Consider the following 15,290-nt stretch of genomic DNA (forward strand, 5'->3'; position numbering starts at 1 on the left):
TCAGTCCTGAGTGTCGTTGGAATCTGCGACGGGGTCCGGGGACGACACATCGTCGACGGCCCCCTCTGAGTCTGACGCCTTGCCCGCCAGTTTGGCGAATCGGGGGTCGGAGTTGAGTTCCTCGTCGAGATCGTCGATCAGGTCGACATCGGGCAGCAGCGGCGCCAGATCCGGCAGCTCCGACAGCGACGCCAACCCGAGTCGCTCGAGGAACAACTCCGTGGTGCCGTACGTGGTGGCCGTCGTCTGCGGATCGGTGCCGACCTCGTTGATCAGGCCGCGGGCCACCAAGGTGCGGATCACACCGTCGACGTTCACCCCGCGGATGGCGCTGACCCGGGCCCGCGACACGGGCTGCCGATAGGCGATCACCGCGAGCGTCTCCAACGCCGCACGCGTCAGCTTGGATCGGGCCCCGTCGAGCAGGAGTCGTTCGACGTAGGGGGCGAAATCGGTGCGCGTGTAGAACCGCCAACCGTCACCGGCGAACCGCAGATCGATCCCGCTGCGACGCTCGGTCAACTCCGCGGACATCCGGTTCAGTTGCTCGCGGACCCGGGCGGGCGTGGCGCCGAGCGCCGAGGCCAGTTCGTCGGTGGTCACCGGTGTGTCGATGACCAGCAGCAACGCTTCCAGCGCGGCACGCAAGGTGTCGTCATCAAGGGCCTCACCCTCACCTTCGACGACATCGAGTTCCGTCTGGCCGGGTTCGGTAGCCCCGGGCTCGGAAACCCCGGGCTCGACGATTCCCGGCCCGATCTCACCCGCGACATCACCATCGGTGTCGGTCATCCGTAGTCCTCCGCCCTCTCGAAACTCAGGTCGTGCACGTCACGCTCACCCGACCAGATCACCCGCAGATCACCCAGCGCCTCGGGCTGATCGAAGGTGATGGCGCGTTCCCGGAACAGTTCGAGCAGGGCGAGGAAACTGCCGACCACCTCCAGACCGCTGCCGCAGTCCGCGGTCAGCTCCCGAAATGTCAGCCCCGATTCGGCTGCCCCGGCGAGCAATCCGGCCATACGGGTGGCCTGGGCGGGCACCGACACCGAGTGGACGTCGTGCAGATGGTCGAGACCGACGGTGGGCACCGGACGTGGTCGAAGCGCAGCCGCGGCGACTTCGGCGAACCCGGCCGCGTCCACCCCGAGGGTCACCTCGGGCAGCAGGTCGGCGTAGCGCTCCTCCAGTGACACCGCCCGCGGGTACCGCTGCAGGGCGGCGGCCTCGAGTTCACCGAACAGCGCGGCGACCTGCTTGTAGGCCCGGTATTGCAGCAGTCGCGCGAACAGCAGGTCGCGGGCCTCGAGCAGCGCGAGATCCTCGGGATCGTCGACCTCGCCGGACGGCAACAGGCGGGCGGCCTTGAGATCGAGCAGGGTGGCCGCCACGACCAGGAACTCGGTGGTCTGTTCCAGCCCGAGTTCGGGACCCATCTGCCGGGTGTAGGCGATGAAGTCGTCGGTCACCTCGTGCAACGCCACCTCGGTGACGTCGAGACGATGCTGACTGATCAGGTTCAGCAGCAGATCGAAGGGGCCCTCGAAGTTGCGCAATCGGACCCGGAAGCCGGTGTCCGGGGCGGCGGCCTCCCCCTCTGCCACCGCCGGCGCCGCACCGTCGGGATCGGCGGCCCTGTCGGCCGCAGCGCCGACCATCGCGACCGGCTCGGTCATGCCTGCTTGACGTTACGTGCGATGACCTCTCGCGCCAGTGCTCGATATGCCTGCGCACCAGAGGATTTCGGCGCCCACGAGGTGATCGGTTCACCGGCGACGCTGGTTTCGGGGAACCGGACGGTCCGCGCGATGACGGTGTCGTAGACCTTCTCTCCGAACACCTCAACCACCCGCGCCATCACCTCGCGGGAATGCAGCGTCCGGGCATCGAACATGGTCACCAGGATTCCGCCGACGTCGAGGCGCACATTGAGACGGTCGTGCACCTTCTCGATGGTGTCGGTGAGCAACGCCAGCCCACGCAGGCTGAAGTACTCGCATTCCATCGGGATGAGCACGGTGTCGGCGCAGGCCAGCGCGTTGACGGTGAGCAAACCCAGCGATGGCTGGCAGTCGATCAGGACGATGTCGTAGCGGTCGAGCACCGGGTGCAGTGCCCGTGCGAGTGCCTGTTCACGGCCGACCTCGGTGACCAGCTGGATCTCCGCGGCCGACAGGTCGATGTTGCTCGGCAGCAGATCGAGTCCGTCCACGCGCGTCCGCATCAGCACCTCGTCGGTCGGCGCGTGCGGGGGAACCAGCAGGTTGTAGACGGTCTCCTCGAGTTCGTGGTGCGGAACTCCCAGACCTGCCGACAGCGCACCCTGCGGGTCCAGATCGACGAGAAGTACCCGCCGGCCGTACTCGGCCAGCGCGGCACCGAGGTTGATGGTCGACGTGGTCTTGCCGACGCCGCCCTTCTGATTGCAGACCGCGATGACGGTGGCCGGTCCATGCGTCTCGAGGGGGGCCGGTTCCGGCACCGGACGGTAGGGGCGGCCGGTCGGTCCGATCTCCTGTTCCGAGACCGGTGGGGGCACGGGGTGATCCGGCTCCTCGGCGCCGGGGCCCGTCGGTACCTCGAGACTGTATTGATCCTCGAAGTGGGCGTGAAATCGCCGGGGGCTGGAGAGGCTCACCGCTGACTCGCCCCTTTCTGTCGTCTGCCTGGCCGGATCACGCGACCTGACCAAAGCCTAGTGTGTCGTCGGAATGAACTCGCGGAGCATCGCCGGTGGATCGGGGTCGATATCTCCACACCGCACTCGGCCGAGCTCACCGCGCCCGCGGGTGCGCGGTGGCGTACACCTCGCGCATCGTGTTGACCGTCACCAGCGTGTACACCTGTGTGGTGGTCACCGACGCGTGGCCGAGGAGCTCCTGCACCACCCGGACGTCGGCGCCCCCGTCGAGCAGATGGGTGGCGAAGCTGTGCCGCAGGGTGTGCGGCGAGACCGCGATGTCGAGCCCGGCGCGCTCGGCGGCGGCCGCAAGAACCTGCCACGCGCCCTGCCGGGTGAGCCGGCCGCCGCGCGCGTTGAGGAACAGCGCGGGCTGGGATCGACTGACCAGCGCGGGACGTCCGCGGACCAGGTAGGCATCGAGCGCGTCGATCGCCGGACCGCCGACCGGTACCACCCGTTCCTTACCGCCCTTGCCGCTCAGACGCACCGCACGGGTGTCGGTGTCGATGTCGTCGACGTCCAGCGCGGTCGCCTCGGAGATGCGCGCGCCGCAACTGTAGAGCAGTTCCAGCAACGCGCGATCACGTAGCGCTCGCGGGTGATCGGCGGCACCCGCGGCGTCGAGGATTGCCACCACGTCGGTCACCGACAACGCCTTGGGCAGTCGGCGGGCCGGGCTCGGTGGTCGTACCCCGTGGGCGACGTCCTCGCCCACCAGCCCCTCGGCCGCGGCGAACTTGTGAAATCCCCTGGTGGCCACCAGGGTTCGCGCCACCGAGCTTTCCGCCAGCGGCTGATCGTGCGTCTGTGCGTCACCGCGCCGCAGTGCGACCAGGAACTCCCGGACGTCCTGCTCGCGCACCTCGCCCAGATCGGCGATGCCGCGGTCACTCAGGTAGCGCCGGTAGCGACCGAGGTCGCGACCATAGGAGGCCAGGGTGTTGGCCGCGACGCCACGTTCGACGGTCAGATGATCGAGGTAACGCGCCACGGTGTCGTCGATCCCGACCCCACCGGTCACTCGCCCACTCCCCTCGATGCCCGTCGTCCTATCGGCTCCGCCGGCTGCGCAGCGCGGTCGGTTCGTCCCGCCACGGCGCGCCGGTGTCCCGCAGTGCGATGTCCCCGCGGTCGGCGGCGGCGACCGCCAGGATGCCCGCCACGCTCGTCGCGTTGACGATCTCTCCCGCGAACACACCGCGCACGGCGTCGTCGATGGGCACCCACTCCACCGACATGTCGGCCTCCTCGTCGGCGCGGTCGGCGGCCTCGAGGACGGTGAGTCCCTCGGCGAGGTACAGACGCAGCGCCTCGTCGGTGAAACCCGGTGACAGGTCCAGGTCGACCAGCACTCGCCAGCGGTCGGCGGCCAGGTCGGTCTCCTCGGCCAGCTCGCGTTGCGCGGCGACCAGCGGGGACTCCTGAGCCCCCTGATCGAGCAATCCCGCCGGCAGTTCGAGAAGCCGGTGACCGATCGGATGCCGATACTGACGGACCATCGCGATACGACCGGAGTCATCACGGGCGACGACGGCCACCGCACCGTAGTGTTCGACGATCTCCCGCTCGGCGACCCGGCCACCGGGCATGACCACGTCGTCGACCCGCAAGGTCAGGATCGCGCCGTCGTAGACGGTGCGGCTGTCGCGGACGGTGAACTCGTGTGTTCCCGCGTCGACGGTGCTGTCCTCGGTCAAGCGCCGTCGCCTCCGTGGGCGCCGGTGGCGGCCGCCACACCCGCGGAATCGGCATCGGCCGTGTGCGCCGGTGACCCGTACTCGCCGAGCTCCACCGGAAGCCGTTCGGCTGCTTTGTATTTCAGGGCCGCGTCGATGAACGACCGGAACAGCGGGTGCGGGCGGGTGGGTCGACTCTTGAGTTCGGGATGCGCCTGCGTGGCCACCAGGAACGGGTGCACCTCACGCGGATACTCAACGAACTCGACGAGATGCCCGTCCGGCGACGTCCCGGAGAACACCAGCCCGGATTCGGCGATCTTGTCGCGGTAGGAGTTGTTGACCTCGTAGCGATGACGGTGACGTTCGGACACCTCGGTGGCCCCGTAGGCCTCGGCGACCTGCGTCCCCGGCAGCAGCACCGCCGGGTAGGCGCCCAGACGCATGGTGCCGCCGAGGTCGGCCTCACCCGAGACCACCTCGTGCTGATCGGCCATCGTCGAGATCACCGGATGCGGGGTGTCGGGATCGAATTCATCCGAACTCGCCCCCTCTAGACCGACCGAGCGGGCCGCCTCGATGACGATGCACTGCAGTCCCAGGCACAGCCCTAGCAGCGGGATGCCGCGACGGCGCGCATAGGCGATCGCCCCGACCTTGCCCTCGATGCCGCGGATGCCGAAGCCACCGGGGATGAGGATGCCGTCGACGTCGCCGAGGGCGGCCTGCGCACCGGCGAGGGTGGCGCATTCGTCGGAGGGGACCCACTTGATCTCGGTGCGGGCGCGCCACGCGAAGCCCCCCGCACGGATCGCCTCGGTGACCGACAGGTAGGCGTCCGGGAGGTCGACGTACTTGCCCACCAGGGCAATTCGCACCGTCTCACGCGGATCGTGGACCCGGTTGAGCAGTTCGCCCCACACGGTCCAGTCGACGTCGCGGAACGGCAGACCCAGTTTGCGCACGACGTACGCGTCGAGCTGCTCACTGTGCAGCACCTTGGGGATGTCGTAGATCGACGGTGCGTCGGGGGTCGAGATCACACCTTCGATGTCCACGTCGCACATCAGCGCGATCTTCTTCTTCAGCGCCTCGGGCACGTCACGGTCGCAGCGCAGGATGAGTGCGTCGGGCTGGATACCGACGTTGCGCAGCGCGGCCACCGAATGCTGGGTGGGCTTGGTCTTCAGTTCGCCCGACGGTGCGAGATAGGGCACCAGCGACACGTGCAGGAAGAACACGTTGTCGCGTCCGACGTCGTGCCGGATCTGCCGGGCGGCCTCGATGAACGGCAGTGATTCGATGTCGCCGACGGTGCCGCCGATCTCGGTGATCACCACGTCGGGCGCCTCACCGTCGTCGCCGGGCTCACGCATCGCGAGGACCCGCGCCTTGAGTTCGTCGGTGATGTGCGGGATGACCTGAACCGTCTCGCCGAGGTACTCGCCTCGCCGTTCCTTGGCGATGACGGTCGAATACACCTGCCCGGTGGTCACATTCGCCGACTGGGAGAGGTTGCGGTCCAGGAACCGCTCGTAGTGACCGACGTCGAGATCGGTTTCCGCGCCGTCCTCGGTGACGAACACCTCACCGTGCTGGAACGGGTTCATCGTCCCCGGATCGACGTTCAGGTAGGGGTCGAGTTTCTGCATCGTGACCCGGAGACCGCGAGCGGTCAGCAACTGACCCAGACTCGATGCGGTCAGGCCCTTCCCAAGCGACGACGCGACGCCGCCGGTGACAAAAATGTGTTTGGTGCCCGAATGCACATGGCGCAGTGGTCGCAACAGTGGTTCTCCCGTCGGCCGGATCAGGTCATGAAAGCCTGCTCACCTACGGGACTCCAGGGTAACACCACCGAACGCATCCGCCCGCCACCACACCGACGCGCCCACCACGATCGGTGTGTCGCGACCGAGGCGCCATGCGCTGAGGATGGGGCGATCAGGTTCCGGGCGGGGCGTCGACGGGCTGGGCGCCCACGGTGATCGCGGTGGCACCCGGACCGGTGCCATAGGAGCCGGTGTGCCCCTGACTTTCCTCGTCGAGCACCAGGATCGTGGTGATCAGACCGGTCTGTTGGTCCACGTTGTCGACGGTGGAGACGGCGTTGCGCAGCGCCGGATCCGAGCGCACCACCGCGATGGGTGACACCCCGGTGGCCGACCCGGTACGGCCGACGAGCGTGCCACCCTGAGCCCGGGCACTCATCGCGGCGGCCAGGCGGGCGGTGAGTTGGCCCTGCGCGCCGGAGTTCTCCGGGAGCGCGTCGCCGGTGACGAACACCACGAGATCGGCCGGCCGGATGGCGTTGTCGGCAAAGGTGATGAATCCACCGTCGCGCAGCGTCTGCAGACCGGTCTGCCGATCCGACGCCGACGCCGCCTGCTGACCCGAGCGGTGGGTGACGAGACTGCCGAGCAGATCACCCACCCGTCCGCCGGTATCGGTGAGTTCGGCACGCAGGGTCGTCCCGGCCGGGATCGTCTGGTCGACGATGGTGCGGACCTGCTCGGCCTTCTCATCACGGATGAGGGTGTCGGTCATACCGATCTGCCCGGCGAAGGTGCCGCCGGCGGTGGCGATGCACTCCTTCACCGCTGTCACGTCGGAGTCCGCCGCGTTCGGCGTGGTCACCACCAGGACATCCTGTCCGCGCAATTGACCGGCGATGAGCCGGGCGGCGATCGCCGCGTCAAAGCTGTTGGCGGAGTTGACCTGGTCGTTGAGCGAGTCGCGTTGCTGTTCGAGATCGCCGATGCGGTCGCGACTGGTCCCGTTCAGAGAGTTCACGCGATCACCGACGAAGCCCGAGCCGAGGAACAGTCCCAGTGCCAGGGCCATGAACACCGCCACCAAGGAGATGGCGTGCTGACGCATCGAGATCATCGGCTACCGGTTCCAGACTCCCCGTGCCCACTCCACCAGGTGATTCCACTGGGCCACAACCCAATCGATGACCTCCGGGCCGGCATTGGACAGCATGACCGCTGCGATGACGGCGATGAGCGCGGCCAGGATGACGCAGGCGATCGCCGCGCCGGAGACGCGGCTGCGATAGAGAGTGGCAACGGCCTTGGCGTCCACCAGCTTCGGACCGACCTTCAGCCGGGTGAGGAAGGTCGACGGCGTGCTCTCGCGACGCGAACGGTCGAAGAAGTCGTCGAGGGAACCGCCGTAGCCTGCGGTCACGATGAGATCGGCGCCGTGGAAGTCCGACAGCAGCAGGGCCAGATCGGCGGCCGACCCCGCCGCCGGGAAGGTGGTCGCGCCGATACCGAGATCCTGGATCCGTTCGAGGCCGGGTGCATGTCCGTCGGTGTCGGCCGGCAGCACCACCTGGGCACCGCTCTTGAGCGTGGCGACCTTCATGTCCTCGGGGTCACCCACCACGACGGCGGGCTTGTATCCGGCCTTGACGAGGGTGTCGGCGCCGGCGCCCACACCGACCAGGATCGGCGAGTACTCCTTGATGAACGGTTTGAGCGCTCGCAGTTCGGTGCCCCGATCGGGTCCGTCGGCGACGATCACGACATGCTTGCCGGCGAAGGACACATCCACATCGGGAACGCCGACTCCGTCGATCAGCAACGGCGACTCGCTGCGGATGAACTCGATGGTGTTGCCGGAGAAGGCTTCCAGATGATCGACGAGACCGGTCTTGGCGTCGATCATCATATCGGCGACGTCGGGCTCCTCCAACGTGGTGCCGCGGGCGAGGCGCCGCTCGCCGACCAGCAGACGATCGTCGTGCACCCGCAGTTTGGCGCCGTCCTTGACCTTCTTGAACACCTCGGGCCCCACGTCGTCGAGCAGGACGATCCCGGACGCGACGAGCACCTCGGGGCCGAGATTGGGATAACGACCGGAGATCGACGGCGACGCATTGACGACGGCGACGACATTGGCCTGCACGAGCGCGTCGGCGGTGACGCGATCGAGGTCGACCTCGTCGAGGATCGCGATGTCCCCGGGCCCGACCCGTTCGATGAGTTTCTTGGTGTTCTTGTCGATTCTGGCGATACCGATCACGCCAGGCAGTTCTTGTGTGGTCCGCGCGAGCAGTGCAGGCATCTTCATGCACGCCATGATTGACCGCGACATCCGCCTTCGATGGGAGGCGCGCCGTAACTTCTACAACTTTTGTCACATGAGAATCAACAGGACCGTTGACCTCAAGAGTCTCTTTCCGCCTCAGCGGTAGACAGAAGTTCCTCCGCATGTGCCTTTCCGGTGTCGGATTCCCCCAGTCCCGCAAGCATTCTGGCGAGCTCGGCAATCCGGTCGGTGCGGTCGAGCACACGCACCGTGCTCGTGACGGCCCCCTTTGTCGATTTCTTGCCGATCACGAGGTGGTTGTCGGCGAACGCGGCGACCTGCGGAAGATGGGTGACGACGATGACCTGATGCGCCTTCGCGAGCCGAGCCAGTCGACGGCCGATCTCCACCGCGGCACGACCACCCACGCCGGCGTCGACCTCGTCGAAAACCATGACCGATCCCGAGGTCGGTTCGGCCAGCACCACCTCGAGAGCCAGCATCACTCGCGACAGTTCGCCGCCCGACGCCGAGGTGGCGATCGGTAGTGGCTGCGCACCCTTGTGCGGTACGAGCGCGAACTCGACACGGTCGGCACCGTCGGCACCGGCCTGCGCGACACTGCCGTCGACGTCGATGGCCAGACGACCGTCGGCCTCGGCGGGTTCCGGGACAACGGCGACCGAGAGCACCGAGTCTCCCATCGCGAGACCGGCCAGTTCCTTCGACACCTTGGTCGCCATCGTCGAGGCCGCCTTGACGCGGATGGTGTGCAGTTTGCCCGCGGCGTCGGCGACCACGGTGCGCGCCTGGGCCGCGCGTTGTTCGAGATCGTCGATGCTGCCCTGCGGGTCGTCGATCTGTTCGAGTCGTTTCTGCGCCTGCCGATGCCACTCGATCACACCGTCGATGTCCGGCGCGTACTTGCGGACCAGCGCCTTCAGTTCACTCTGCCGGGTGAGCAGCTTGTCGAGGGCGTCGGCGTCGGTGGGCAGCGCGGAGAGAAAGTCGGTGAGTTCCTCGCCGATGTCGGTGACCACGGTGAGGGCCTCGGCAACTCGCCCGGCCAGGCGTCGCAGTTCGTCGTCGGCGGCCGACTCGAGCATCGACCGCGCCTGCCCGAGACCCTCGATCACCGATCCGGACTCCCCGGAGATGATCTCGTGGGATCCGGATGCGGCCGACCGGATCGACTCGAGGTCGGTGAGCCGACGGATCGTCTCGGCGAGATCGGTGTCCTCGCCGGGTTGCGGGTCGACAGCACCGATCTCGTCGATGCCGAAGCGCAGACGATCCGCTTCCTGGGCGAGGTCGCGGGAATTGGCGCGCAGTTCGTCGAGTTCGTCGAGGATGTCGATCCACTCGGTGCGTGCGCTGCGGTAGGCGGCCAGCGCCTTGTGGGCCTTGGCCCCGGCGAAGGTGTCCAGCGCGGCGCGCTGCCGGTCCGGGCGCAGCAGTCGGAGCTGATCGTTCTGCCCGTGCACGGTCAGCACGGAGTTCACCAGCTTCCCGAGAACACCGACCGGCACCGAGCGGCCACCGAGATGGGCGCGGGATCGGCCGTCGGCGTTGACCGTGCGGATCGCGATGACGGTCCCGTCGTCGTCGAGTTCGGCGCCCGAGGACTCGAGGAGTTCGGCGATCTCGGCCGAGGGTTCACCGTCGGTACCGGTGACCCGGAATCGTCCTTCGACGGTGGCCCGCTCGCTTCCGGATCGGATGCGGCCGGCGTCGGCGCGCGCCCCGGACAGCAACCGGAGGCTGGTGACGATCATGGTCTTGCCCGCTCCGGTCTCACCGGTGAGTGCGGTGAATCCGGGTGACAGTTGCGCCGCGGCCTCGTCGATCACGCCGAGGCCGGCGATGGACAGTTCCTCGAGCATCTAGATCTGCCTTCCCCGCCAGCCGGTGACCGGCAGGTCGAACTTGCGTACCAGCCGGTCGGCGAACGGATCGGAGTCGATCCGCACCCACGGCACCGATCGCTCGCTGCGCACCACCTCGACGCGGGCACCGGCCGGAACCGGCAGACGACGCCGACCGTCGCACAGCGCCACCGCCGACCGCCCGTTCTTGTCCACCTCGACGGCGATCCGTGACCGTGGGCTGGTCACCATCGGGCGGGCGAACAGGGCGTGTGCGTTGCTCGGCACCACCAGGATCGCCTCGAGATCCGGCCACATGACCGGTCCCCCGGCCGAGAAGGCGTATGCCGTCGAACCGGTGGGTGTGGACACCAGGACCCCGTCGGCACCGAACGCCGACACCGGCCGTCCGTCGACCTCGGTGACGAGTTCGAGAACCCCGGTGCTGGTGTTGTTGAGGATTGCGACCTCGTTGAGCGCCCAACTCTTCTGCGGTGGTTCTTCGGGACACGCGGGATCGATCACGGTGATGTCGAGGGTCATGCGGGGTTCCACCCGGTAGTCGCCGGACACGAGTTGCTGCATGACCGCATCAACCCGGTTGGCCTCGGCCTCCGCCAGGAATCCGATGTGGCCGAGATTGATTCCGAGCACCGGAACACCTGCCGGATGAGCCAATTCGGCGGCGCGAAGAAATGTCCCGTCGCCGCCCAGAACGATCACGATCTCACAGCCCTGCGCCGATTCGAGGTCACCGACGGTCACCTCGACCCGGGCGCCGGTCTCACGCAGCCGGTCGGGATCGAGTGGATTGCGCTCGGGACGGGGAATCGAGTGCGCATCGGCCACCGACTGGGGGTAGGCACGTGCCTCGCTCGCCGGATCCGGATCGACCCGGGTGTCATGGTCCACCACGCGCAGCGCCACTCCGGCCGCGGCACAGTGCCGCGCGATCGACATCATGGTGTCGGTCACGACGTCGCGGCCGGTATGGGCGACGACCAGGAATTCCCGGCCGGCGTCCGAAGCGTTGACCACCTGGTATCCCTTCGTCTCACGCATTGGGGTGTCTGGCAGTTGGGACGCGCCGATGGGCTTTGCCGATCAGCGCGGCCCCTCCTCGACGGCCCGGCGAATCATCTGCAGGAGGTCGTCATCGACCGCGGCCTCACCGTCGACGTCGCCGGTGGTCGCGGTGTCCTCACCCGCGTTCGATTCGACACGGTTACCGACCCTATCCCGACCGTCTGACACGTCGCTTCCCGACTCCGCCTCCGCCCCTCGCCGCAACCAGAGGAAGTACTCGACGTTGCCCGACGGCCCCGGAAGCGGACTCGCGGTCACCGCGCGCAGCGTCAGTCCGAGTCGGTGGGCCTCGGCGACGACCTTGGCAACGGCCGCGACGCGTAGTTCCGGATCACGCACCACACCACCGGATCCCACGCGATCCTTACCCACCTCGAACTGTGGTTTGACCATTGGCACGAGATCGGCGCCAGGCGCGGTGCAGGCCACGAATGCCGGCAACACCAACGACAACGAGATGAACGACAGGTCGGCGACGACGACGTCGACGGGACCGCCGATGTCCGCCGCGGACAGGTGACGAACGTTGGTCCGATCGTGGATGTCCACCCGGTCGTCGTTCTGTAGACGCCAGATCAGTTGTCCGTAGCCGACGTCGACGGCGACGACCTCGCGGGCACCCCGCCGTAGCAAGACGTCGGTGAAGCCGCCGGTCGACGCACCGGCATCCAGGCATCGTCGACCCGTCACCGACAATCCCTGCGGTTCGAACGCCTCGAGTGCACCGAGCAGTTTGTGCGCCCCGCGCGAGGCCCAATCGTCCCGAGCGGAATCGTCCACCAGCACAATGGGGGTGTCCTTGCCGACATTCGTCGACGGTTTCGTCGCGATCGTGCCGTTGACCTTGATCACCCGCTGCTCTACGAGGTCACGGGCCTGCTCACGAGAGCGGGCCAAACCCCGACGAACCAGCTCGGCGTCCAGACGCGCCCGTGCCGCCACTCAGTCGCACCTCACCGGTGATCGACCTCGGACAACGCCGACGTCAACACCTCGTGAGCCTGTTCGAGGAGCTGCGTCTGCCTTGCCAGTGCGACGAGGTCGAAGGAGTCCCCGGTCTGCTCGCGGATGTCGTCGACCTGGCCGAGCAGATCGTGGACCTGCTCGGTGACGACGTCGGCGAGTGCCGGGTCGACGTCGGGGCCGGATGACGCAGCGGCCCCGGGCATCAGGTGCGGGCCCGGCCTCGGTCCGGTGATCGGGCCGGTGACCGGGCCATCGTGCGGTGCGGTCATGATCTACGCCTCGTGGTCGAAGTCGAGTTCTGCCAACACCGTACGCACCGCATCCGACGTCCCGGTGACGACCAGTTCGGTGAGATCGATCTCGTCCGCATCGGCCCACTCCCACACCTGCGCAGCAAGAGCCGGCAGCAATGCGCCGAAGTCCGGGGCGTCGGTGGTCGGTGAGACCGACACGGTGTTGCCGTCGCGGGCGACGCGCCAGGCGTCCTTGGCGGAGATGCGCACGGTGTCGACCGCGTCGAGGACGCCCGACAGGTCGGCTGCGACGTAGGTCGGTCGTTGCTGCGGAGGCGCCGAGAGCAGATCGGTCGGGGTACTCACGCCCGTGAGGACCAGCAAACTGTCCAGACCGACCGAATGCGCACCCTGAATGTCGGTGTCCAGGCGATCGCCGATCACCAGAGGCTTGTCCGCCGCGCTGCGCGTGATCGCGTCGGCCATCAGCGGTGCCGCCGGTTTGCCCGCCACCAGCGGTTCTTGCCCGGTCGCGTTCGCGACCGCAGCGACCAGGGACCCGTTCCCGACGAGCAACCCCCGCTCGGACGGCAACGTCGCATCGACATTGGTCGCGATCCACAGCGCACCCGCCCGAATGGCAAGGGCCGCTTCCGAGAGTGTCGCCCACGACGTGTCCGGCGAGTATCCCTGGATCACGGCCAGTGGCCGGTCGTCCGCGCTGCGTGTCACCGCAATGCCGACTTCGCGGACCTCCTGTGCCAACCCGTCCGTGCCGAGAACAAGGGCACGAGAACCGGGTTCCAGGTGTTCGGACAGCAGGCGAGCCGCCGATTGCGCACTCGTCACCACCTGATCGGGCGTCGCGTCGAATCCCATGCCCACCAGGTGCTCGGCGACCTCCGTGGGACGACGGCTCGCATTGTTCGTCACGAAGATGGTCGTGCGATCGACCTGTCGGAGGGTGTCGACGGCGCCGGCCACCGGCCGGTGCCCGGCGAAAACGGTGCCGTCGAGGTCGAGGAGCAGTGCGTCATACACATCGGTCAACACTGGCACCGGATCTGAGGTCTGGGTCTCGACTTCCGGCTCTGCGACCTCGGGGACTGCGGGTGCAGCCACTTCATCGTCGGCCTCGACGGCCTCGAGTGCCGCCAATGGCGCGCCATCTTCGGAGGACTCGTCAGGGGCCGACTCGTCACGCTTGTCGGGAACCGGTTCGTCGAGCACCGGCCTGTCGAGCGCCGTCTCGTCCGGTGACACCTCGTCCGATGACGCCTCGGCGGGCTCCCCACCCACCGACAACTCCATCAGTCGGAACTCGGCGTCGGTCGCGTCGTCGATGTCGGCGGCAGATGCGTTCATGAACCACGTCATCGCATCGTCGATCCGTCCGGCGGCCTCGAGCGCCGACGCATACGCATAGAAGACGCGCGCCGCTGCCGTGCCGGTACGGCCCGGGCTGAGGTCCTCCAACTGCAAGGTGACCAGCGCCTTGTCGGGCTCACCAAGATCGGTTCGGGCGCCGGCCTCGACGATGCGCAATTCGGTCGCCTCGTCTCCGGTCAGCGCGCGTCCCTCGTCACTCCGTGCGATCTCGATCGCACGCTCCGGCCGTCCCAGGCCTCGCTCCGCGTCCGCGATCAGCGGCAGCAGCGACGAGCTTCCGGTGATCCGGCGAGCTGCCCGCAGCTCCGAGATCGCCTCCTGCCATTCGCCCGCGTTGTACGCCGCGATGCCCGCGGTTTCGCGCACCACACCCACCCGCGTCGCACGACGACGAGCCGCTCGCGCATGCTCGAGCGCAAGCGCCGGGTCCTCGTAGAGAAGGTCTGCCACCATCACCAGGTGACGGGCAACGGCTTCCGCATTCGACTTGTCGAGCGTCAGCAGGTCACGCCGCGTCTCGGAGTCGAGATCCGAAGCGCTCACCTCGTCGGGAATCGCCGGCTCCGCCGGACGATCCGACGGCACCGAGCGTTGCGGGGAGCCACCCTGACGTTGCGGGCGGCGGCCGCGATTGCGATCACGGTCAGTCATGGAAGCCAATCTATGCCCTGGGCCCGCACACGGCCGACCCGACCCCGCATCGTCGACGTCGGCGCGGGTGCTGTTCGTCGACGCGGGGCCTGCGTGTTCACGCGCTCGCTGCACCGAGCGCGTGAACGTGGGGACGCCGCGTCACCGTGGAGAACCCGCGTGAAGCTCAGCGTGGCGCGGGTGTTGTTGGTCGACGCGGTGCCCGCATGCCGGCGCGGTCAGTGCACCGAGCGCGTGAACGTGGACGCACCGCGGGAACGAGTGGGCGCCGCGTGAAGCCCAGCGTGCCGCGGGTGCTGTTCGTCGACGCGGTGTCTGCTTGCCGGCGCGGTGCCTGCATGCTCACGCGGTCAGTGCAATGAGCGCGCGTAGACGGGGTCGCCGCGGGAACGTGGACTTGCCGCGTGAAGCTCACCCGTGGCGCGGATGCTGTTCGTCGACGCGGTGCCTGCATGCTCACGCGCTCGGTGCACTGAGCGCGTGAACGTGGAGGTTCCGCGGGAGCGTGACGGCGGCGCGTGAACATCCCCGAAAAAAGGGGGGTGCGGAATGCGGTGATGCCCCGCAACACGTGAGTGTTGCGGGGCATCCCGGAATGATAGTTCGGCGGTGTCCTACTCTCCCACACCGATCAGAGTGCAGTACCATTGGCGCTGGTGGGCTTAGCTTCCGGGTTCGGAATGGGACCGGGCGTTTCCCCACC

At 67.9% G+C, this 15,290-nt stretch carries 13 protein-coding genes and 1 rRNA gene; all 14 read right to left on the minus strand.

From position 1 onward, the window contains the following. Window positions 1-792, minus strand: coding sequence for an SMC-Scp complex subunit ScpB (gene scpB, locus ABLE94_RS25225; RefSeq protein ID WP_348805936.1), 792 nt, complete (start codon window positions 790-792; stop codon window positions 1-3). Further along, the gene (locus tag ABLE94_RS25230; RefSeq protein ID WP_348805937.1) at window positions 789-1,676 is read right to left on the minus strand and encodes a segregation and condensation protein A; all 888 of its coding nucleotides are present in this window, start codon (window positions 1,674-1,676) and stop codon (window positions 789-791) included. Before ABLE94_RS25230 ends, scpB begins: the two co-directional genes overlap by 4 nt. Next, window positions 1,673-2,638: a ParA family protein gene (locus ABLE94_RS25235; RefSeq protein ID WP_348805938.1), complete on the minus strand. Its 966-nt coding sequence runs from the start codon at window positions 2,636-2,638 to the stop codon at window positions 1,673-1,675. Before ABLE94_RS25235 ends, ABLE94_RS25230 begins: the two co-directional genes overlap by 4 nt. A 136-nt stretch (window positions 2,639-2,774) precedes the next feature. Beyond that, window positions 2,775-3,704, minus strand: coding sequence for a site-specific tyrosine recombinase XerD (gene xerD / locus ABLE94_RS25240; protein ID WP_348805939.1), 930 nt, complete (start codon window positions 3,702-3,704; stop codon window positions 2,775-2,777). Window positions 3,705-3,732: 28 nt separating this feature from the next. Next, window positions 3,733-4,380 carry an NUDIX domain-containing protein gene (locus ABLE94_RS25245; RefSeq protein ID WP_348805940.1) on the minus strand — a complete coding sequence of 216 codons (648 nt, stop codon included), beginning with the start codon at window positions 4,378-4,380 and terminating at the stop codon, window positions 3,733-3,735. Further along, on the minus strand, window positions 4,377-6,146 hold the full coding sequence (gene pyrG / locus ABLE94_RS25250) for a CTP synthase (RefSeq protein WP_348805941.1): 1,770 nt from the start codon (window positions 6,144-6,146) through the stop codon (window positions 4,377-4,379). Before pyrG ends, ABLE94_RS25245 begins: the two co-directional genes overlap by 4 nt. Before the next feature lie 157 nt (window positions 6,147-6,303). Beyond that, window positions 6,304-7,248, minus strand: coding sequence for a copper transporter (locus ABLE94_RS25255; RefSeq protein ID WP_348810213.1), 945 nt, complete (start codon window positions 7,246-7,248; stop codon window positions 6,304-6,306). A 3-nt stretch (window positions 7,249-7,251) separates the two neighbouring features. Then, window positions 7,252-8,439 (minus strand): putative cytokinetic ring protein SteA, encoded by a 1,188-nt coding sequence (steA, locus tag ABLE94_RS25260; RefSeq protein WP_348805943.1) that lies wholly within the window; start codon window positions 8,437-8,439, stop codon window positions 7,252-7,254. Between the two features lie 95 nt (window positions 8,440-8,534). Continuing rightward, window positions 8,535-10,280, minus strand: a complete 1,746-nt coding sequence (gene recN / locus ABLE94_RS25265; RefSeq protein ID WP_348810214.1) for a DNA repair protein RecN — start codon at window positions 10,278-10,280, stop codon at window positions 8,535-8,537. Further along, entirely contained in the window at window positions 10,281-11,324 is a 1,044-nt protein-coding gene (locus tag ABLE94_RS25270; protein WP_425476282.1) for an NAD kinase, read from the minus strand. It abuts the gene before it with no gap. Window positions 11,325-11,366: 42 nt separating this feature from the next. After that, window positions 11,367-12,290 carry a TlyA family RNA methyltransferase gene (locus ABLE94_RS25275; RefSeq protein ID WP_348810216.1) on the minus strand — a complete coding sequence of 308 codons (924 nt, stop codon included), beginning with the start codon at window positions 12,288-12,290 and terminating at the stop codon, window positions 11,367-11,369. Window positions 12,291-12,301: 11 nt separating this feature from the next. Next, window positions 12,302-12,583: a hypothetical protein gene (locus ABLE94_RS25280; protein ID WP_348810217.1), complete on the minus strand. Its 282-nt coding sequence runs from the start codon at window positions 12,581-12,583 to the stop codon at window positions 12,302-12,304. Between the two features lie 3 nt (window positions 12,584-12,586). After that, the gene (locus ABLE94_RS25285) at window positions 12,587-14,587 is read right to left on the minus strand and encodes an HAD-IIA family hydrolase (RefSeq protein WP_348810218.1); all 2,001 of its coding nucleotides are present in this window, start codon (window positions 14,585-14,587) and stop codon (window positions 12,587-12,589) included. A 601-nt stretch (window positions 14,588-15,188) separates the two neighbouring features. Beyond that, window positions 15,189-15,290 (minus strand): 5S ribosomal RNA (gene rrf / locus ABLE94_RS25290); the annotation flags it as partial.

The sequence above is a fragment of the Gordonia sp. VNK1 genome, from assembly GCF_040049135.1.
In the GTDB taxonomy this organism is placed as follows: domain Bacteria; phylum Actinomycetota; class Actinomycetes; order Mycobacteriales; family Mycobacteriaceae; genus Gordonia; species Gordonia oleivorans.